This window comes from Bacillus sp. TH22 (genome assembly GCF_016651015.1).
In the GTDB taxonomy this organism is placed as follows: Bacteria; Bacillota; Bacilli; order Bacillales; family Bacillaceae_G; genus Bacillus_A; species Bacillus_A mycoides.
On the sequence record NZ_JAEKER010000001.1, the window covers coordinates 4,584,140 to 4,603,279 of the forward strand.

Genomic DNA, 19,140 nt, shown 5'->3' on the forward strand with positions numbered 1-19,140 from the left:
AAGAACAGGGAAGTGGAGGAATCAGTAGTGCGAGTATTAGTAAGTGGTGGGGGTACTGGAGGACATATTTATCCAGCTCTTGCTTTAATTAGAGAAATAAAAAAACTAAATCCGGAAGCAAGATTTTTATACATTGGTACAGAGAATGGATTAGAGAGTACCATCGTACCGAAAGCGGGTATTCCGTTCCAATCTATTGTTATAAGTGGATTTAAACGAAAAATATCTCTTGATAATGTAAAAACCGTGATGCGTTTCCTAAAAGGTGTTCAAGATAGTAAACGATATATTCGTCGTTTTAACCCTGATATTGTGATTGGTACGGGTGGATACGTATGTGGGCCAGTTGTATATGCTGCGGCTAAATTAGGTATTCCGACTATTGTCCATGAACAAAATAGTGTACCTGGTGTAACGAATAAATTTTTAAGTCGTTATGTCGATAAAGTTGCAGTTTGTTTTGAAGCAGCGGCAGAACATTTTCCACAGTCAAAAGTGGTTATGACAGGTAATCCACGTGCATCAGAAGTAATGGACCAAAATGGAATGAAAGGAAAACGTTCGGTAGGACTATCCCTTTCTAAAAAATCCGTGCTTATTTTTGGTGGGAGCCGCGGGGCTAGACCGATTAACGATGCTTTTGTAGAAGCGATTGAACAATTTGGGAATAAAAGTTACGAAGTATTATATGTAACAGGCGAAGTACATTATGATAAAGTTATGGAAGCCGTGAAACAAAAAGGGAATCCGAATAATGTTATTATTAAACCTTTTATTCATAATATGCCAGAGGTACTGACGGGTGTAGATCTTGTTGTTTCAAGGGCAGGGGCTACAACGCTTGCAGAATTAACAGCGTTAGGAAAGCCGAGTGTATTAATTCCAAGTCCGTACGTAACAAATAACCATCAAGAAAAAAATGCACGATCAGTTGTTGATAAAGGAGCAGCTAAAATGCTACTTGAAAAAGATTTAACATCTGAAACGCTTATTCGTGACATTGATGAGATTTTATTGGATACACAAACATTACAAAATATGAAACTGGCTACTAAGCAACTTGGTATTCCAGATGCAGCAAATAAGCTATATGAAGTAATGAACAAGCTTATTAAAAAATAACATTAGGTGAACGCCCCGCATATTACTGTAATAAGGAGACTTGATATGGGGGAGATTGTCTATGGAACAATTAGTAAAAGAGCTTTTAGAAGCAAATGTTGGTCGCGTGTTAGTTAATGAACCGTTAGCGCGTTACACGACTATGAAAATAGGCGGACCAGCTGATATTTTAATTGTACCAAAGCATGTTGCTGGTATTGAGAAGACTCTAGAGTTAGTAAAGAAGTACAAGACAAGGTGGACTGCAATTGGTCGTGGTTCAAATCTTCTCGTATCTGATCAAGGTATAGAAGGTGTGGTTATTCGTTTAGGAGAAGGATTAGACCATTTAGAAGTCGAAAAACATAGAGTAAGAGTCGGTGCTGGATATCCCCTTATTAAATTGTCAACTTTACTTAGTCGACAGGGATTAGCGGGCCTGGAATTTGCAAGTGGTATTCCAGGAAGTGTTGGCGGTGCAGTGTATATGAATGCAGGCGCTCATAAGTCCGACATATCGAGTGTATTAACGAAAGCTCGTATTTTGTTTGACAATGGAACAATTAATTGGTTGACGAATACCGAAATGGGCTTTTCTTATCGCACATCTGTATTGCAAATGAAACGCCCTGGTATTGTTTTGGAAGCTGAATTCCAATTGGAGGTAGGCGAACGCGAGGGAATTGTAAGAAGCATGCAAAAGAATAAAGAGTATCGCCGTGAAACGCAGCCTTGGAATCACCCTTGTGCAGGAAGTATATTTCGAAATCCAGTCCCCTATTTTGCAGGAGATTTAATAGAAAAATCAGGGCTTCGTGGTTATACAATAGGCGGAGCTCAAATTTCTGAAATGCATGGGAATTTTATTGTTAATACTGGTGTGGCCTCAGCGCAAGATGTATTAGACTTAATCGCATTGGTAAAGCGTACAATTAAAGATAAATTTGGTGTTGATATGCATACAGAAGTAGAAATAATTGGAAGATAACGGTTGTTCGTTCCGCTCATTATCATTTATGTTATAATAAGAAGATAAGAACGGCATGAGGAACATGCCGTTCTTTATGTTACATAGGGGGATCGTACATGAAAAATAGTAAAGTGATTAAACTACAAGATCGTGTACCAAAATTAAAGAATCAAAATAAAAAAAATAAGAAACCTGTTAATCATCGGTTAATTTTATACATATCGATTTTATTTTTATTAGTACTCTTTTTAATTTATTTTCGGTCTCCGCTTAGTAATATAAAAAAGATAAGTGTCTTTGGAAATCATTATATGACAGATGAACAAGTTATGAAGGAATCAGGTGTGACATATGATACGAGTTATTTCCGAGTAACAGCACATAAAGCAGAAGAAAACTTAACGAAACGAAAAGAAATTAAAGAGGTAAATGTAAAAAAACGTTTCCCAAACAAAATTGATGTTCATATCGAAGAATATTTAACAATTGGCTATATAAACAAAGATGGGAAATTACAACCGTTATTAGAAAATGGGAAAACACTCGATGTACTTCCGAACGGAAAGCTTCCAGTTGCAGCACCAATTTTTGAACCATTTAAAGAGGAAAAAATGAAGGAATTAATTGCAGAACTAGAAAAATTAACGCCAACTATTTTAAGGTCTATTTCTGAAATCCGTTATACACCAACGAACGCAAATGAAGATCATCTTACTTTATATATGAATGAAGGATATGAAGTGAGCACCACTATTCAAAATTTCGCAAAGCGAATGGAAGCTTATCCACTTATTTTAAAAACAATTGAACCTGGTAAGAAGGTTTTAATTGACTTAGAAGTGGGTGCATATACGAAGGAACTAGGTGCTGAAGAAAAGAAAGAATAGAATGATAGTTTTTACTGCGTTATTACGTATGAAATGAAACAAACGTTCTTTTATATGGATGCTAATTTGCAAGAATGCTTAATTTGATGAAAAAAATGTAAATTTTCTTAGATTCATACTAGGATTGGTACAAGTTTCACTTTTCTACAAGTACATCTTAGTGTAGACTTATACTTGGCGGTAATCTTTACACTTGAAATATAATTATTTCAAGATAGAGCAGTTATTCACAGGTTACTGCGATATTCTTAAATGAATGTTAAATAAAAATAAGAAAAATATAGGGTTAAAAAAGGGAAACGTACAAAGACGTTGAATATTTTTCTTATAAATAGTAAAGTTGCGATTGTTGTTCCATATATTGAGTTGTATGGTATAAATAAAGAAGGAGGTGCCAAAGAATGAACAGCAATGAAATATATGTTAGTCTTGACATCGGTACATCCAATGTTAAAGTCATCATTGGTGAAATGGTTAATGATAGCTTAAACATTATTGGTGTTGGAAACGTAAAATCAAATGGTTTGAAAAAGGGATCGATAGTTGATATAGATGAAACTGTTCGATCAATTAAAAAAGCAATTGAACAAGCTGAGCGCATGGTGGGTATCCACATTGAGCAAGTTGTAGTAGGTGTCAATGCAAACCAGGTACAGTTGCTCCCGTGTCACGGAGTAGTCGCTGTTTCAAATGAAGATCGTGAAATCGGGAATGAAGATGTCTTACGCGTTCTAGATGCAGCGCAAGTTGTGTCAATTGCTCCTGAACGTGAATTTATTGATGTGGTACCTCGACAGTTCATTGTAGACGGTCTTGACGAGATTAACGATCCACGCGGGATGATCGGTGTAAGATTAGAAATGGAAGGTACACTTATTACAGGCTCGAGAACTTTACTACATAACCTACTTCGTTGTGTAGAAAAAGCAGGTCTTGAAATTGTTGATATTTGTCTGCAACCTTTAGCGGCAGCGACAGTTGCGTTATCTTCGGATGAAAGAAATAGAGGGGTAGCCCTTGTTGATATGGGCGGAGGATCTACAACCTTATCTATTTTTAAAGATGGAGAGTTGCAAGCAACGAGCGTATTGCCATTAGGTGGAGATCATATAACGAAGGATATAGCGATTGGGCTGAAAACTTCAACAGAAAATGCAGATCAAATTAAGCTGAAATATGGACATGCTTTTTATGATACAGCATCTGAAGAAGAGATGTTTACGGTTCCTATTATGGGAAGCGATCAAACAGAACAATATTCTCAGTTGGAATTATCGGATATAATAGAGGCTCGTGTAGAGGAAATTTTAATGTTTGTTCAAGATGAAGTGCATAAGTTAGGAGTAAAGCAAGCTGCTTCTGGATATGTACTAACTGGTGGGATAGCTTCTATGCCGGGTGTTCTTGATCTTGCATACGATATTTTACATGAAAATGTTCGTATAGCAACTCCTGATTATATTGGTGTTCGTGAGCCTCAATATACAAGTGGAGTTGGATTAATTAAACATTCTTATCAAAAAGCTAAATTACGTGGGAAAAATGTGCAGGAAAAGCAAGAACATTTTGAACCAGTACCAGCACCAATGCCGGTACAACAGCAACCTGCGAAACAAAAAACTCGTAATCAAAACAATACTAATCAAAATGATGACCGCATGATGTCAAAAGTAAAACGTGCATTCCGTTATTTATGGGATTAAAATTGGACACGAAAAATGAGGTTCTAGGGGGATTTCGACATGTTAGAGTTTGATACTACTCAAGATCAATTAGCGAATATAAAAGTTATCGGTGTCGGCGGTGGCGGAAACAACGCTGTAAACCGTATGATTGAACACGGTGTACAAGGTGTAGACTTTATCGCTGTGAATACTGATGCACAAGCATTAAATCTATCAAAAGCTGAAACGAAAATGCAAATTGGTGGAAAATTAACGCGTGGACTTGGTGCAGGCGCAAACCCTGAAGTAGGGAAAAAAGCTGCAGAAGAAAGTAAAGAACAGATTCAAGAAGCGCTTCGTGGCGCGGATATGGTCTTCGTAACTGCTGGTATGGGCGGCGGAACTGGAACTGGTGCAGCTCCAGTTGTTGCTCAAGTTGCAAAAGAACTAGGCGCGTTAACAGTTGGTGTTGTAACACGTCCATTTACATTTGAAGGGCGTAAACGTGCAACTCAAGCTGCATCTGGTATTGCGTCATTTAAAGAAAATGTAGATACACTTATCGTAATTCCAAATGATCGCTTATTAGAGATTGTTGATAAAAATACGCCAATGTTAGAAGCGTTCCGTGAAGCAGATAACGTATTACGTCAAGGTGTTCAAGGTATTTCTGATTTAATTGCTACACCAGGTCTAATTAACTTAGACTTTGCAGACGTAAAAACAATTATGTCTAATAGAGGTTCTGCTTTAATGGGTATCGGTTCTGGTAATGGTGAAAATCGTGCTGCGGAAGCTGCGAAAAAAGCGATTTCTAGTCCATTACTAGAAACATCTATTGATGGAGCTCAAGGTGTTATTATGAACATTACGGGTGGCGCAAACTTAAGTTTATATGAAGTACAAGAAGCAGCAGACATTGTAGCTTCAGCTTCGGATCCAGAAGTAAATATGATCTTCGGTTCTGTTATTAATGAAGGATTAAAAGATGATATCGTTGTCACTGTAATTGCAACTGGTTTTGATGATAGTGCTTCGACACAACCACCAAAACCAATTATCCGTCCGACTGCGAATCACACACAACAGCAACAACAACCAGTAGCTCAACCTTCAAAACAACGTGAAGTTAAGCGTGAAATGAAACGTGAAGAGCCGGTTGTGCATGATCGTCATACAGATTCAGATGACATCGATATTCCAGCATTCTTACGTAACCGTCGTAGACGATAAAAGAAAAGGAGCTTTCATGCTCCTTTTTTTTGTTGTCTAAATGGAAAAGATCTGCTAAGCAGATCTTTTTTTTTATTTTGCATATGGAGAGCCCAGTCCTATTTTTAAACCATAAGCTGTGATAAATAAATTGAAACTTTAATTAGTCGGGGGTGTTCATCCAAAAATGATTGTTAGCCCGACGCCCACTTAACTTCTGTACTTTTTTATAGCTGAATTTTGAGGCAGGGTCTTACTGCCCGCAAATAGCAAGATAAACTTTGTATATATATAATTCAATTATTATGTATACAAGTAAAAAATTTATATTATTCTATGAAAAATACACTTTTATTTTTTACCGACAGATTATGTCTAGAAAACACAAAATAACAAAAAAATCCCTCCACCAATTGACACACTTTCCTATTGGATATGCATTATACTAGTCTCAACTTAAAAAAAGAGGTGAATTGTTTGGTTGTTTACGCCGACATCGTTTGGTTGTTAAACGCCTGCATTGATTTTCTTTTACTTTTATTAACAGCCACCGTGTTAAAAAAGAGAATCAAAAGATGGAGGCTTGTGTTAGGGGCATTTATAGGTTCAACTATTGTTATTTTCGCCTTTACGCCTTTTGCTTCTATGATGACACATCCAATTATGAAACTATTGTACTCGTTACTTATTGTGTATACAGCATTTGGGTTTTCGACATTTAGAAATTATACACAAACTGTTTTTACTTTCTATTTTGTAACCTTTATGGTTGGTGGAGGATTAATTGGAACGCATTACTTTTTGCAAACGAACGAAATGGTAAATGGATTAGTTCAATCTAAATCAATTTCTTACGGTGATCCAATTAGTTGGGTATTTGTTATTTTTGGTTTTCCAGTAATTTATTATTTTTCTAAAAAGCGTATAGAAAGCGTAGAGGTCACAAAGATACACTATGATCAAATCGTGAAAGTGGAAATTCAATTAGCTGGAGAGGAACTAGAATTAGCAGGTCTAATTGATAGTGGGAACCAACTTTATGACCCGTTAACGAAAACACCCGTTATGATTATGCATATTTCATCATTAGAACATTTTTTGCCAGCTTGGTTAACAGAACAAATTTATTCCAAAACAGAAATTCCTCAAATACCAGAAAATGATTCTGGATGGGCGACGAAACTACGTTTAATTCCTTTCCGAGCAGTAGGAGTAGAGAATCAATTTTTATGGGCAATTAAGCCAGATTGTGTGCGAGTTTATCATGAAGGTAGTTCGGTTGTTGTAAACAAAGTACTGATTGGATTAAATACACAACAATTATCTACTAATGGTGAGTATCAATGCATTGTACATCCGAAAATGTTGATTTCGCAAAAGATGGTAATTGCTTAATTATGAGAGGCGGGATAATATGGTGAAATTTAAATTTTATTTGGTATACCTTTGGTATAAAGTATTGCTGAAATTAGGAATTAAGACCGATGAAATTTATTATATTGGTGGAAGTGAAGCGTTGCCACCGCCGTTAACGAAAGAAGAAGAGGCAGTTCTTTTGAATAAATTACCAAATGGAGATCAAGCTGCGAGGTCGATGCTTATTGAACGTAACCTAAGGCTTGTTGTATATATAGCAAGAAAATTTGAAAATACAGGGATTAATATTGAGGATTTGATTAGTATAGGAACAATTGGTCTTATTAAGGCAGTGAATACATTTAATCCAGAAAAGAAAATTAAATTAGCAACATATGCATCTCGTTGTATAGAAAATGAAATTTTAATGCATTTGCGTCGAAATAATAAAAATCGTTCGGAAGTTTCTTTTGATGAACCGCTTAACATTGATTGGGACGGAAATGAACTGTTACTATCAGATGTTTTAGGTACAGATGATGACATTATTACAAAAGATTTAGAAGCTACTGTAGATCGTCATCTTTTAATGAAAGCATTGCATCAATTAAATGACCGTGAAAAACAAATTATGGAGCTTCGGTTTGGACTCGCTGGTGGCGAAGAGAAGACACAAAAAGATGTGGCTGATATGCTTGGAATTTCACAGTCTTATATTTCTCGTTTGGAAAAAAGAATTATAAAAAGATTACGAAAAGAATTTAATAAAATGGTGTGAAGAATAAGACCAGTCGGTATCTAGACTGGTCTTATTCTTTTTTTGTGCATTAGGAAATATGATATTTGTGAAAAATGATGGAAAAACCGTATGCATAAAATCCCCTTCAAAGGAAATACTTTACACTGTACAGCAACTCCCGATAGGAGGGAACACTTTGACGAGAAACAAAGTAGAAATTTGCGGTGTTGATACAGCTAAACTTCCAGTACTAAAAAATGAAGAGATGCGTAAATTATTTCGTGAAATGCAAAGTGGAGAGATAAGCGCCAGAGAGAAATTAGTGAATGGAAACTTACGTCTTGTGCTGAGCGTCATCCAAAGATTTAATAACAGAGGAGAATATGTTGATGATTTATTTCAAGTTGGTTGCATTGGACTTATGAAATCCATTGATAACTTTGATTTAGGCCAAAATGTAAAGTTTTCAACGTATGCTGTGCCGATGATTATTGGAGAAATACGCAGATATTTGCGTGATAACAATCCAATTCGTGTATCTCGCTCATTACGAGATATTGCGTATAAAGCGTTGCAAGTAAGAGAAAAATTGATTGCTGAAAATTCAAAAGAACCAACAGCAATGGATATTGCGAAAGTTCTTGAAGTGACACATGAAGAGATTGTTTTTGCACTAGATGCGATTCAAGATCCGGTTTCATTATTTGAACCGATTTATAACGATGGAGGAGATCCTATCTTTGTTATGGATCAATTAAAGGATGAAAAACAAAAGGACGAGCAGTGGGTTGAAGAACTGGCGTTGAAAGAAGGAATGAAGCGTTTAAATGATCGTGAAAAAATGATTATTCGAAAACGTTTCTTTCAAGGAAAGACACAGATGGAAGTTGCCGAAGAAATTGGGATTTCTCAAGCGCAAGTATCACGTTTGGAGAAGTCTGCTATTAAGCAAATGAATAAGACGATTCAAGGATAAGGTCCTCACCAGTTATGGTGAGGTCTTTTTTATATATAATATTTTGCGCTCATAGTAGATTGGGTAGGTTCATATAATGAAAATAAAATGGATGTTCTATTAGTAGCGGTTATATACTGTTTATCCGCTTCGAAATTAGGCTGAAGTAAAAAGTTAGATGGAAGCGGGACTGCCCGTAAAAGTCCGATTGGCATGGGTTAATAATCAGTAGGGATGGGGATAATCCCACTGATTAAGGTTTCACTTTATTTGAGAGCGTACTTACGATTCATGATATAAGGGAGAGGATGAATATGATACGGATTTCGGAGTTTCAAATGAAGGATGTTGTAAATGTTTCAGATGGAAAGAGGCTTGGGAATATTGGAGATATTGATATTGATATAGACACAGGAAAGATTAGGGCGGTTATTATTTCTAAGCAGGCACGAATGCTTGGACTCTTTGGGAAGGAAGTAGAATTTGTGATTCCTTGGGAGCAAATTATGAAAATTGGAGAAGATGTCATACTTGTAAAAGTAGATCATGTTAATTCTGTAACAGAATCAATACAAACACCGACAATTTCATAAAGAATATTACAAATTCCTCTTTTTTTTCTGTTGTCATTATGAAAAAATAAAAGTATGGTAAAATAGACAGGAAGTACCATACTTTTTTCTGTTATTTTAATTAAAAGGAGTCGCTTTATGAGAGAACCATTTAAATATGCGGACGGTATACTGTATTTACAAGCGTGGAAAGAACTTGGAAACATTACTGTTGGATTTACGACAAAAGATGGTGGAGTAAGTACAGGCTCCTTTCATGCGATGAATTTAGGATTACATGTGAATGATATCGTGGAGAATGTTCATGAAAACAGACGCATTTTAGCTAATAAGTTACAAAAACCATTAGAAAAATGGATTTGCTCTGAACAAGTTCATGACCATCATGTTGAGAAAGTAGGACTGCAAGAAAAAGGGAAAGGCGTTTATTCATATGAAGACGGTATTCCAAAAACGGATGGCATTTATACGACTAACAAAGATGTTCTCTTAACATCTTGTTACGCTGATTGTGTTCCGCTCTATTTTTATGCACCATCACATGATATGATAGGACTTGCGCATGCTGGGTGGAAAGGGACTGTAACAGAGATTGCGAAAGAAATGATTCAAAAGTGGAATGCAGAAGGTGTTTCAAGTGATGAAATTCATGTCGCAATTGGTCCTGCAATCGGATCATGTTGTTATGTTGTTGATGATCGTGTATTAACAGCAGCACAGCAAGTAGTAAACGGATCTGTTCCTCATAAAGTAATTTCTGATGGTCAGTATGCAATTAATTTAAAAGAAGTTAATCGTATATTATGTGTACAAGCAGGCATAAAAGAAGAACATATTGTAATGTCATCTCTTTGTACAAGCTGTGAAGAACAATTATTTTTCTCTCATCGTCGTGATCAAGGTAAGACGGGGAGAATGTTGAGTTTCATAGGTTTTAAGGAGGAGTGAAGTAAGTGACAGTGCAAGGGAATTTAGCAGATGTAAACGAAGTAATTAAAGAATCTTGTGTACGAGCTGGACGTTCGATGAAAGATATTAAGCTCGTTGCAGTTACAAAAACTGTAGGGATTGAAAAAACAAGCGAAGTAATTGAAACAGGAATTATTGATTTAGGTGAAAATAGAAATGAAGGTTTCTTACAAAAATACGAGCATTTCGGTTCAAAAGTGAATTGGCATTTTATTGGATCATTGCAAACGAGAAAAGTAAAAGAAATCATTAATGAGATTGATTATTTACATTCATTAGATCGTCTTTCGCTTGCAAAAGAAATTCAAAAACGTGCTGATAAGAAAGTTAAATGCTTTATTCAAGTGAAAACATCATCTGAAGAATCAAAGCAAGGATTGGCGATAGAAGAAACAATTTCTTTTATTCAAAGTTTGCAAGAATTGGATAAGATTGAAGTGGTAGGATTAATGACAATGGCTCCGTTTACAGGAGAAGAGGAAGAGATTCGTCGCTGCTTTAAGGAATTGCGCATGCTACAAACAGAGGTGCAGGAGCTAGAATTATTACATGCACCATGTAAAGAATTATCAATGGGAATGTCAAATGATTACACGATTGCAATTGAGGAAGGCGCTACATATATTCGTTTGGGAACGGTTTTAGTAGGAAAAGCGTAGGAGGAAGGAGAAAGTTATTATGAGTTGGTCAAAAGTAAAATACTTCTTTTTTGACACACCGGAAGAAAAAGAAGCAGCTCAATATAGTTATGAAAAGGAGCAAACAGACATGAAAAAGCAACAAGATCCCCCAGAACAACAAGATGTTCCGTTTGCGAAAGTGCAACCGAAGCAAAATGTAGTGAGTATTGAAACAGCGAAGCAATCTTCAAAAGTTGTTTTACTAGAACCACGTACATATTCGGAAGCGCAAGGCATTTCGGATCACTTAAAAGGTAGACGAGCTGTTGTAATTAATTTGCAAAGAATGTCTACAGATCAAGCTGTACGTATCGTTGACTTTTTAAGTGGTACTGTATACGCTATAGGCGGGGATATTCAAAAAATAGGCCCGAAAACATTTATGTGTACACCTGAAAATGTTGATATCGTTGGTGCGATTTCAGAGTTATTCGGTGAAGAAGAAGAGACAAATATAAAGAGGTGGTAATACGCCATGACAACAGTTTTAACAGTGTTACTTACTGCTATCGAGATTTACTCGTGGGCACTAATTATTTACATTCTCCTATCATGGTTTCCTGGCGCAAAGGAATCAGCTTTTGGAGATTTTCTTGCGCGTATTTGCGAACCGTATTTAGAGCCGTTTAGGAGGTTTATTCCACCATTTGGTATGATTGATATTTCTCCACTTGTTGCTATTGTTGCCTTGAAACTTGCTAGAGGTGGTTTAGTGAGTTTATTCAACTATTTTTTATAGTGTGAGGTTAAATACATGAGCATCTATGAGCATTTTAGACCTGATGAAGAGGTCTTTGTGGATAAAGTATTAGAGTGGAAACAGGCTGCTGAGTACCATCAAGTCAAGTTAACAGATTTTCTTGATCCAAGACAGCAACAAATTGTTTCTATGGTAATTGGGCAAGGAGATGTAGCTGTACGGTTTGATGGTGCGATGCCTGAAGCCGAACGGAAAAGAGCAATAATTTATCCAGATTATCTAGAATTAAATGAAGAGGAATTTCAAGTAGAAGTATTAGAAATTGACTATCCTTCCAAGTTTTTTACGCTAGAACATAGGCAAATATTAGGTGCATTCATGTCGCTTGGTTTAACAAGGGAAAAATGTGGTGATATTTTGCTTCAAGAAGACCGTGCCCAAATTGCAGTTGCCAAAGAAGTTGTATCGTATATTGAAATGAACTTACAATCAATAGGGAAAATGAAAGTCACACTCTCTCCTATACAAGTAGAGAAAATTTTGCGTGTAGGTGAAAAATGGGGAGAAAAATCTGGGACTGTTTCGTCACTTCGTCTAGATGTTTTATTAGCTGAAATGCTACATATATCTAGGCAGAAGGTACAGCCTCTTATAAAAGGTGGCTTAGTAAAAGTCAATTGGAAAACAGTAGAGCAAACTTCGTATGAATGTTTTCCGGGGGATGTTTTCTCGGTTAGAGGGTATGGACGAAGTAAATTATTTTCTGTAGAAGGTAAAACGAAGCGCGACAAATGGAGAGTTTTGTATGGTATACTAAAATGATTGGTTTTTTAGAAGGAAATTCTCTTATTTTGTCGAAGAAAAGATATAATTGAAAGAGGAAATTTAGATAACTACTTGGAGGTGGCGTTGTGCCGTTAACACCATTAGATATTCATAACAAAGAATTTGGTCGCGGGTTTCGTGGCTACGATGAAGATCAAGTAAATGAGTTTCTTGATCAGATCATCAAAGATTATGAATTAGTCATTCGTGAGAAAAAAGCTTTAGAAGAAAAGGTTGCACAATTAGAAGGAAAGTTAGATCATTTTTCTAATATTGAAGATACGCTGAACAAATCTATCATTGTCGCACAAGAAGCTGCTGAAGAAGTGAAGCGTAATGCACAAAAAGAAGCAAAATTAATTGTACGTGAAGCAGAAAAAAATGCAGATCGTATCATTAATGAAGCGTTAGTGAAATCAAGAAAAGTTGCTTTTGATATTGAAGAGTTGAAGAAACAAGCGAAAGTATTCCGAACTCGTTTCCGTATGTTATTAGAAACACAACTTGAAATGTTAAACAACGATGATTGGGATAAACTAATTGAATTAGAAGACGAAGTGGACGAACTGTTGAAAAAAGAAGAAACAGTGTAAGCTTGACGTTTTTCTCATTATTACATATAATTTTAAACAGCATATTTATTAAGAAAAACGAAGATAGGGATAAGTACCTTTTTCATACCTTATATAGCGAACTGAGGATGGTGTAAGCTCAGGATAAGGAGATAATGGGAATATCACCCTGGAGTTCCGCGCTGAACAAATTTAGTAAGCGTAGGCGTATATTCGCGTTAAGAATATAAAGAGGACCTTATGCATTTGTATATGGTCTACTAGGGTGGTACCGCGGGAGACTTTCTCGTCCCTTTTTGGGGATGAGAGGTCTCTTTTTTATTCCCTTTTTTAAGGTCTGTCGTTTATATATTTAAGGAGGAATTGAGCATGGAGTACAAAAATACATTACTAATGCCAAAAACAGAATTCCCGATGCGTGGGAATTTACCGAAACGTGAGCCTGCAATGCAAGAAAAATGGGCTGAAATGAATATTTATGAAAAGGTACAAGAACATACGAAAGGTCGTCCTTTATTTGTACTACATGATGGACCTCCATATGCAAATGGTGACATCCATATGGGACACGCACTAAATAAAGTGTTAAAAGACTTTATTGTTCGTTTTAAATCAATGACTGGATACTGTGCACCATATGTACCAGGTTGGGATACACACGGTTTACCAATTGAGCAAGCTTTAACAAATAAAGGTGTAAAGCGTAAAGAAATGACAGTTGCTGAGTTCCGTAAGTTATGTGCAGAGTATGCATATGAGCAAGTGGAACGTCAACGTGAACAATTTAAGCGTTTGGGTGTACGTGCAGATTGGGATAATCCATATATTACTTTAGAGCCAGCTTATGAAGCACAACAAATTAAAGTGTTTGGTGACATGGCGAAAAAAGGTTATATCTATAAAGGACAAAAACCAGTTTACTGGTCTCCAACAAGTGAATCAGCTTTAGCAGAAGCTGAAATTGAATATCAAGATAAAAAATCAGCATCTATTTACGTAGCATTCCCTGTAAAAGATGGAAAGAACGTATTAGAAGGTGATGAGAAATACATTATTTGGACAACAACGCCTTGGACGTTACCTGCAAACTTAGGTATTTCTGTTCACCCAGAACTTGAATATGCTATTGTGAAATTAAATGATGAGAAATATATCATCGCTTCTGAACTATTTGAGACAGTTGCAAAAACGTTAGAGTGGGAAAATGCTGAAGTTGTGAAAACGGTAAAAGGTAGCGAACTTGAGTATACAGTTGCAAAACATCCATTCTACGATCGTGACTCATTAGTTATGCTAGGAGAGCACGTAACAACAGATGCAGGTACAGGTTGTGTTCATACAGCACCAGGACACGGGGAAGATGACTTCGTTGTTGGTAAAAAGTATGGCTTAGAAGTACTTTGCCCAGTTGATGATAAAGGTGTATTAACAAATGAAGCACCTGGATTTGAAGGCTTATTCTATGATAAAGCTAACAAGCCAATTACGGAAAAATTAGAAGAAGTAGGAGCGTTACTGAAACTAACATTCATTACGCATTCATACCCACATGATTGGAGAACGAAAAAACCAATTATTTTCCGTGCGACAGCGCAGTGGTTTGCATCTATTGAAGCGTTCCGTAAAGAATTATTAGAAGCTGTTGCGGAAACCAAATGGGTACCAGCATGGGGAGAAACTCGTCTTCATAATATGGTTCGTGACCGTGGTGACTGGTGTATTTCTCGTCAGCGTGCATGGGGTGTGCCAATTCCTGTATTCTATGCAGAAAATGGTGATCCAATTATTACAGATGAAACAATTAATCATGTAGCAGATTTATTCCGTGAGCACGGTTCTAACGTATGGTTCGAGCGTGAAGCGAAAGATTTATTACCAGAAGGATTTACACATACAGGTAGCCCAAATGGTGAATTCCGTAAAGAAACAGACATCATGGATGTATGGTTCGATTCAGGTTCTTCCCACCAAGCGGTATTAGAAGAGCGCGAAGACTTACAACGTCCAGCTGATTTATATTTAGAAGGATCTGACCAGTATCGTGGTTGGTTTAACTCTTCATTATCAACAGCAGTTGCTGTAACTGGTAAAGCTCCGTATAAAGGCGTACTAAGCCATGGTTTCGTACTAGATGGTGACGGACGTAAAATGAGTAAGTCGATTGGAAACATCGTCGTACCGAAGAAAATTATGGATCAATTAGGCGGAGACATTTTACGCTTATGGGTATCTTCTGTTGACTATCAATCTGATGTACGTATTTCAGATGATATTTTAAAACAAGTAGCAGAAGTGTATCGTAAAATCCGTAACACATTCCGTTTCTTATTAGGAAACTTAGATGATTTTAATCCAAGTGAAAATACAGTAGCGGTAGCTGAACTTCGTGAAGTAGATCGTTACATGTTAGTGAAGTTAAATGACTTAATTACAAAAGTAAAAGATGCATATGAAACATATGACTTTGCTGCTGTATATCATGCAATTCACAACTTCTGTACAATTGATCTAAGTTCATTCTACTTAGACTTTGCAAAAGACATTTTATACATTGAAGGTGCAGATCACGCGGATCGTCGTGCAATTCAAACTGTATTATATGATGTTCTTGTTGCATTAACGAAACTTGTAACGCCAATCTTACCTCATACAGCTGATGAAGTATGGCCATATGTTCCTGGTGCAGAAGAAGAAAGCGTACAGTTAACTAATATGCCAGAAGCTACAGAAGTAGAGGGTTCAGAAGCGTTAAGAGCAAAATGGGATGCATTTATGACATTACGTGATGACGTTTTAAAAGCGTTAGAAGTAGCTCGTAATGAGAAAGTAATTGGTAAGTCATTAAATGCGAGCATTACGCTATATCCGACTGCAGAAATGAAGGCTATGTTAGAGTCTATTAGCGAAGACTTAAAGCAATTATTCATCGTCTCTGAGTATAAACTTGGTGGTACAATTGAAGAAGCGCCAACAGAAGCACCAAAGTATGAGCATACAGCTGTAGTTGTAGCACAGGCGACAGGTGAGACGTGTGAACGTTGTTGGGTTGTTTCAGAAACAATTGGTAAAGATGCAGAACATGAAACATTATGTGAGCGTTGTGCAACGGTTGTTAAAGAAAATTATGTAAAATAATGAAAAAAAGCTGACTGCTCATAATAGCAGTCAGTTTTTTGTTGATGATATATCAAAATAACTTTCACTCTCTTTCCTATGAAGGAAAAATGTGTGTGAGGTAAGCGTGGAAATTTCGGACACACTAATTGTACATTGCAGCTGGGAGGAATGTACACGTGAATGAAATTTATATGGAAATAAAAGAAGAATTACAATTGATGAGAAAAGAGTTGCAAGATAGACTGGCTAAAGAAGTAATGCACACATACTATATGGAATTTGGGCAAGAACTTGGATACGAAATAAAGGAAGAGACAAAGAAAAAATTGCTATTACATGATATAAAAGAGGATTTAAAAGATGTAGAACGTGCATTGTTTAAAATGGAAATAGATATGTACGGTATTTGTGAAGAAACTGGAAGAGCGATTTCTACGAAACAAATGAAAACAATGCCGACTGCTCGTACTATTCATGAATTTTTCTATGAAAAGGTAAATGTATGAATACGCACAACGATATTATGTTACCTTTTTTTAATTTATTTTATTCTTCTACAAAGGTTCATTGTGAAAAGGTAGCAGCTATGCTAAAATTTTGAGGTACACTGTCTTTGTGGGGGAAATGAAAATGATATATTATGTAATAGCGTTATTTGTCATTGCCATCGATCAAATATCGAAGTGGCTAATTGTAAAGAACATGGAATTGGGTACGAGCATTCCGATTATCGATAATGTATTATACATAACATCTCATCGAAATAGAGGAGCTGCCTGGGGTATTTTAGAAAATAAAATGTGGTTTTTCTACATTATTACAGTCATTTTCGTAGCATTTATCGTATTTTATATGAAAAAATATGCGAAAACGGACAAGCTTCTAGGTATTTCATTAGGTCTAATTTTAGGCGGAGCAATTGGCAATTTTATTGATCGTGTATTTAGACAAGAAGTAGTGGATTTCATTCACGTGTATATTTTCTCGTACAACTATCCGGTATTCAATATAGCTGACTCAGCATTATGTATTGGAGTTGTATTAATTATTATTCAAACAGTATTAGAAGGAAAGAAAGCGAAGGAGTAATTGAATGAGTGAAGTAGTACAAGTAACAGTTGCAGAAGAACAAAAAAGCGAGCGAATTGATAAATTCGTTGCAGAAATAAACAGTGAATGGTCACGTTCACAAGTGCAGCAATGGATTAAAGATGCTGTTGTGACAGTAAATGGAAAATCAGTTAAAGGGAATTATAAAGTAAAAGGAAATGATGAAATTACAGTAACAATTCCCGAGCCAGAAGAGTTAGATATTCAACCGGAAGATATGAATTTAGAAGTTTATTATGAAGATGCCGATGTACTAGTTGTAAATAAGCCGCGTGGCATGGTAGTACATCCAGCACCAGGGCATACGAAGGGTACGCTTGTAAACGGACTTATGCATCATTGTACAGACCTATCAGGTATTAACGGTGTAATGCGTCCTGGTATAGTACACCGTATTGATAAGGATACATCTGGATTATTAATGGTTGCTAAAAATGATATGGCGCATGAATCACTTGTAAATCAACTTGTAGCAAAAACGGTAACAAGACGTTATAAAGCGATTGTACATGGTGTAATTCCACATGATAAAGGAACAATTGACGCTCCAATTGGTCGTGATAAAAAAGAACGTCAAAGTATGACTGTTGATGAAAATGGTAAGAATGCAGTTACACATTTCCAAGTGTTAGAGCGATTTAAGGATTTCACACTTGTAGAATGCCGCTTAGAAACGGGACGTACACACCAAATTCGTGTTCATATGAAATATATTGGTTATCCACTTGCAGGGGATCCAAAGTATGGTCCGAAGAAAACATTAGATATGAATGGACAAGCACTTCATGCAGGGATTTTAGGTTTCGATCACCCTCGTAGTGGTGAATATATTGAGTTTGAGGCACCGATTCCAGAAGTGTTTGAAGAAGCGCTAAATATTTTACGGAAATAATATTGACAAATCATAAGAAAACTGAGATACTGACAACAGTTAAATAATGATCCTTTAACACAGCCCCGTGAGGTTGAGAAGGTAACGGTTTGAAATACTTAGGGTATGTTGTACCCTTTTTTCAAAAGTCCTCTCGCACACGCTGAGAGGACTTTTTTTATACCATTACTCTCACGCAAGAAAAAAAACTTGGAGGTGTAGAGCATGCAAGAGAAAGCTGTCGTTTTAGATGACCAAATGATTCGCCGCGCTTTAACACGAATTAGTCATGAAATCGTGGAACGAAATAAAGGTGTCGATAATTGTGTTCTTGTCGGAATAAAAACACGTGGAATTTTTATTGCACAACGTTTGGCAGAACGAATTGGTCAAATTGAAGGAAAAGAGATGGAAGTAGGAGAGTTAGATATTACGTTGTATCGTGATGATTTAACACTACAATCGAAACATAAAGAACCACTTGTAAAAGGTTCTGATATTCCTGTAGATATTACGAAGAAAAAAGTTATCCTTGTGGATGATGTGTTATATACAGGAAGAACAGTTCGAGCAGCAATGGATGCTCTTATGGATTTAGGTAGACCATCACAAATCCAATTGGCTGTTCTTGTTGATAGAGGTCATCGTGAATTACCAATTCGCGCTGATTATGTAGGAAAGAACATTCCAACATCTAGTGAAGAGCGTATCGAAGTTGATTTGCAAGAGACAGATCAACAAGATCGAGTAAGCATATACGATAAGTAAAGCCCTTTTAAATGTAGTCCTGTGAGGCTGCCAAAGGGTCTTGGCTTTCATATGTCAAATTTGGCATACGAA

20 protein-coding genes and 1 other annotated feature are annotated in these 19,140 nt (G+C 36.4%); all 20 genes read left to right on the plus strand.

Annotated features, from left to right (window positions below):
- Positions 1-27 precede the first annotated feature (27 nt).
- The 20 genes from murG (at position 28) to pyrR (ending at position 19,068) form a co-directional block, all read left to right on the plus strand.
- Positions 28-1,122 (plus strand): undecaprenyldiphospho-muramoylpentapeptide beta-N-acetylglucosaminyltransferase, encoded by a 1,095-nt coding sequence (murG, locus tag JFU18_RS23535; protein WP_002088269.1) that lies wholly within the window; start codon positions 28-30, stop codon positions 1,120-1,122.
- 61 nt (positions 1,123-1,183) lie between these two features.
- Complete coding sequence (murB, locus tag JFU18_RS23540) at positions 1,184-2,089, plus strand: UDP-N-acetylmuramate dehydrogenase (RefSeq protein ID WP_002033752.1); 906 nt, start codon at positions 1,184-1,186, stop codon at positions 2,087-2,089.
- Between the two features lie 98 nt (positions 2,090-2,187).
- Complete coding sequence (gene divIB / locus JFU18_RS23545; protein ID WP_002014733.1) at positions 2,188-2,958, plus strand: cell division protein DivIB; 771 nt, start codon at positions 2,188-2,190, stop codon at positions 2,956-2,958.
- A 401-nt stretch (positions 2,959-3,359) separates the two neighbouring features.
- Positions 3,360-4,661: a cell division protein FtsA gene (gene ftsA, locus JFU18_RS23550; protein WP_002014731.1), complete on the plus strand. Its 1,302-nt coding sequence runs from the start codon at positions 3,360-3,362 to the stop codon at positions 4,659-4,661.
- A gap of 39 nt (positions 4,662-4,700) precedes the next feature.
- Positions 4,701-5,855, plus strand: coding sequence for a cell division protein FtsZ (gene ftsZ / locus JFU18_RS23555; RefSeq protein WP_002014730.1), 1,155 nt, complete (start codon positions 4,701-4,703; stop codon positions 5,853-5,855).
- 456 nt (positions 5,856-6,311) lie between these two features.
- Positions 6,312-7,229: a sigma-E processing peptidase SpoIIGA gene (gene spoIIGA, locus JFU18_RS23560; protein WP_201034264.1), complete on the plus strand. Its 918-nt coding sequence runs from the start codon at positions 6,312-6,314 to the stop codon at positions 7,227-7,229.
- 19 nt (positions 7,230-7,248) lie between these two features.
- Positions 7,249-7,968, plus strand: coding sequence for an RNA polymerase sporulation sigma factor SigE (gene sigE / locus JFU18_RS23565; RefSeq protein ID WP_002128857.1), 720 nt, complete (start codon positions 7,249-7,251; stop codon positions 7,966-7,968).
- A 157-nt stretch (positions 7,969-8,125) separates the two neighbouring features.
- Entirely contained in the window at positions 8,126-8,905 is a 780-nt protein-coding gene (sigG, locus tag JFU18_RS23570; RefSeq protein WP_002014725.1) for an RNA polymerase sporulation sigma factor SigG, read from the plus strand.
- Positions 8,906-9,198: 293 nt separating this feature from the next.
- Positions 9,199-9,477: a YlmC/YmxH family sporulation protein gene (locus tag JFU18_RS23575; protein WP_012261605.1), complete on the plus strand. Its 279-nt coding sequence runs from the start codon at positions 9,199-9,201 to the stop codon at positions 9,475-9,477.
- A 117-nt stretch (positions 9,478-9,594) separates the two neighbouring features.
- The gene (gene pgeF, locus JFU18_RS23580) at positions 9,595-10,404 is read left to right on the plus strand and encodes a peptidoglycan editing factor PgeF (RefSeq protein WP_002128855.1); all 810 of its coding nucleotides are present in this window, start codon (positions 9,595-9,597) and stop codon (positions 10,402-10,404) included.
- Positions 10,405-10,409: 5 nt separating this feature from the next.
- Positions 10,410-11,084, plus strand: a complete 675-nt coding sequence (locus tag JFU18_RS23585) for a YggS family pyridoxal phosphate-dependent enzyme (RefSeq protein ID WP_002033757.1) — start codon at positions 10,410-10,412, stop codon at positions 11,082-11,084.
- A 19-nt stretch (positions 11,085-11,103) separates the two neighbouring features.
- Positions 11,104-11,574, plus strand: a complete 471-nt coding sequence (locus JFU18_RS23590) for a cell division protein SepF (RefSeq protein ID WP_002014721.1) — start codon at positions 11,104-11,106, stop codon at positions 11,572-11,574.
- 6 nt (positions 11,575-11,580) lie between these two features.
- Positions 11,581-11,844, plus strand: a complete 264-nt coding sequence (locus JFU18_RS23595; RefSeq protein ID WP_002014720.1) for a YggT family protein — start codon at positions 11,581-11,583, stop codon at positions 11,842-11,844.
- Positions 11,845-11,859: 15 nt separating this feature from the next.
- Positions 11,860-12,627 (plus strand): YlmH family RNA-binding protein, encoded by a 768-nt coding sequence (locus JFU18_RS23600; RefSeq protein ID WP_201031689.1) that lies wholly within the window; start codon positions 11,860-11,862, stop codon positions 12,625-12,627.
- Positions 12,628-12,716: 89 nt separating this feature from the next.
- Positions 12,717-13,223 (plus strand): septum site-determining protein DivIVA, encoded by a 507-nt coding sequence (gene divIVA / locus JFU18_RS23605; protein WP_001131609.1) that lies wholly within the window; start codon positions 12,717-12,719, stop codon positions 13,221-13,223.
- A gap of 51 nt (positions 13,224-13,274) precedes the next feature.
- Positions 13,275-13,499, plus strand: a binding site (T-box leader).
- 72 nt (positions 13,500-13,571) lie between these two features.
- A complete protein-coding gene (gene ileS2 / locus JFU18_RS23610) occupies positions 13,572-16,337 on the plus strand; it encodes an isoleucine--tRNA ligase (RefSeq protein ID WP_201034263.1) in 2,766 nt (921 codons plus the stop codon).
- Between the two features lie 158 nt (positions 16,338-16,495).
- Positions 16,496-16,825, plus strand: a complete 330-nt coding sequence (locus JFU18_RS23615) for a TraR/DksA C4-type zinc finger protein (RefSeq protein ID WP_002014715.1) — start codon at positions 16,496-16,498, stop codon at positions 16,823-16,825.
- Positions 16,826-16,949: 124 nt separating this feature from the next.
- The gene (gene lspA / locus JFU18_RS23620; protein WP_002128849.1) at positions 16,950-17,408 is read left to right on the plus strand and encodes a lipoprotein signal peptidase LspA; all 459 of its coding nucleotides are present in this window, start codon (positions 16,950-16,952) and stop codon (positions 17,406-17,408) included.
- Positions 17,409-17,412: 4 nt separating this feature from the next.
- Positions 17,413-18,321, plus strand: coding sequence for an RluA family pseudouridine synthase (locus JFU18_RS23625; protein ID WP_201034262.1), 909 nt, complete (start codon positions 17,413-17,415; stop codon positions 18,319-18,321).
- Between the two features lie 204 nt (positions 18,322-18,525).
- Entirely contained in the window at positions 18,526-19,068 is a 543-nt protein-coding gene (gene pyrR, locus JFU18_RS23630) for a bifunctional pyrimidine operon transcriptional regulator/uracil phosphoribosyltransferase (protein ID WP_001156489.1), read from the plus strand.
- Positions 19,069-19,140: the final 72 nt, after the last annotated feature.

What these genes read in the sequence shown, in the direction of transcription:
- murB (WP_002033752.1), top strand. Translation starts at nt 1,184, where the DNA reads ATGGAACAATTAGTAAAAGAGCTTTTAGAAGCAAATGTTGGTCGCGTG.
- divIB (WP_002014733.1), top strand. Translation starts at nt 2,188, where the DNA reads ATGAAAAATAGTAAAGTGATTAAACTACAAGATCGTGTACCAAAATTA.
- ftsA (WP_002014731.1), top strand. Translation starts at nt 3,360, where the DNA reads ATGAACAGCAATGAAATATATGTTAGTCTTGACATCGGTACATCCAAT.
- ftsZ (WP_002014730.1), top strand. Translation starts at nt 4,701, where the DNA reads ATGTTAGAGTTTGATACTACTCAAGATCAATTAGCGAATATAAAAGTT.
- sigE (WP_002128857.1), top strand. Translation starts at nt 7,249, where the DNA reads ATGGTGAAATTTAAATTTTATTTGGTATACCTTTGGTATAAAGTATTG.
- JFU18_RS23575 (WP_012261605.1), top strand. Translation starts at nt 9,199, where the DNA reads ATGATACGGATTTCGGAGTTTCAAATGAAGGATGTTGTAAATGTTTCA.
- pgeF (WP_002128855.1), top strand. Translation starts at nt 9,595, where the DNA reads ATGAGAGAACCATTTAAATATGCGGACGGTATACTGTATTTACAAGCG.
- JFU18_RS23590 (WP_002014721.1), top strand. Translation starts at nt 11,104, where the DNA reads ATGAGTTGGTCAAAAGTAAAATACTTCTTTTTTGACACACCGGAAGAA.
- JFU18_RS23595 (WP_002014720.1), top strand. Translation starts at nt 11,581, where the DNA reads ATGACAACAGTTTTAACAGTGTTACTTACTGCTATCGAGATTTACTCG.
- JFU18_RS23600 (WP_201031689.1), top strand. Translation starts at nt 11,860, where the DNA reads ATGAGCATCTATGAGCATTTTAGACCTGATGAAGAGGTCTTTGTGGAT.
- ileS2 (WP_201034263.1), top strand. Translation starts at nt 13,572, where the DNA reads ATGGAGTACAAAAATACATTACTAATGCCAAAAACAGAATTCCCGATG.
- lspA (WP_002128849.1), top strand. Translation starts at nt 16,950, where the DNA reads ATGATATATTATGTAATAGCGTTATTTGTCATTGCCATCGATCAAATA.
- JFU18_RS23625 (WP_201034262.1), top strand. Translation starts at nt 17,413, where the DNA reads ATGAGTGAAGTAGTACAAGTAACAGTTGCAGAAGAACAAAAAAGCGAG.
- pyrR (WP_001156489.1), top strand. Translation starts at nt 18,526, where the DNA reads ATGCAAGAGAAAGCTGTCGTTTTAGATGACCAAATGATTCGCCGCGCT.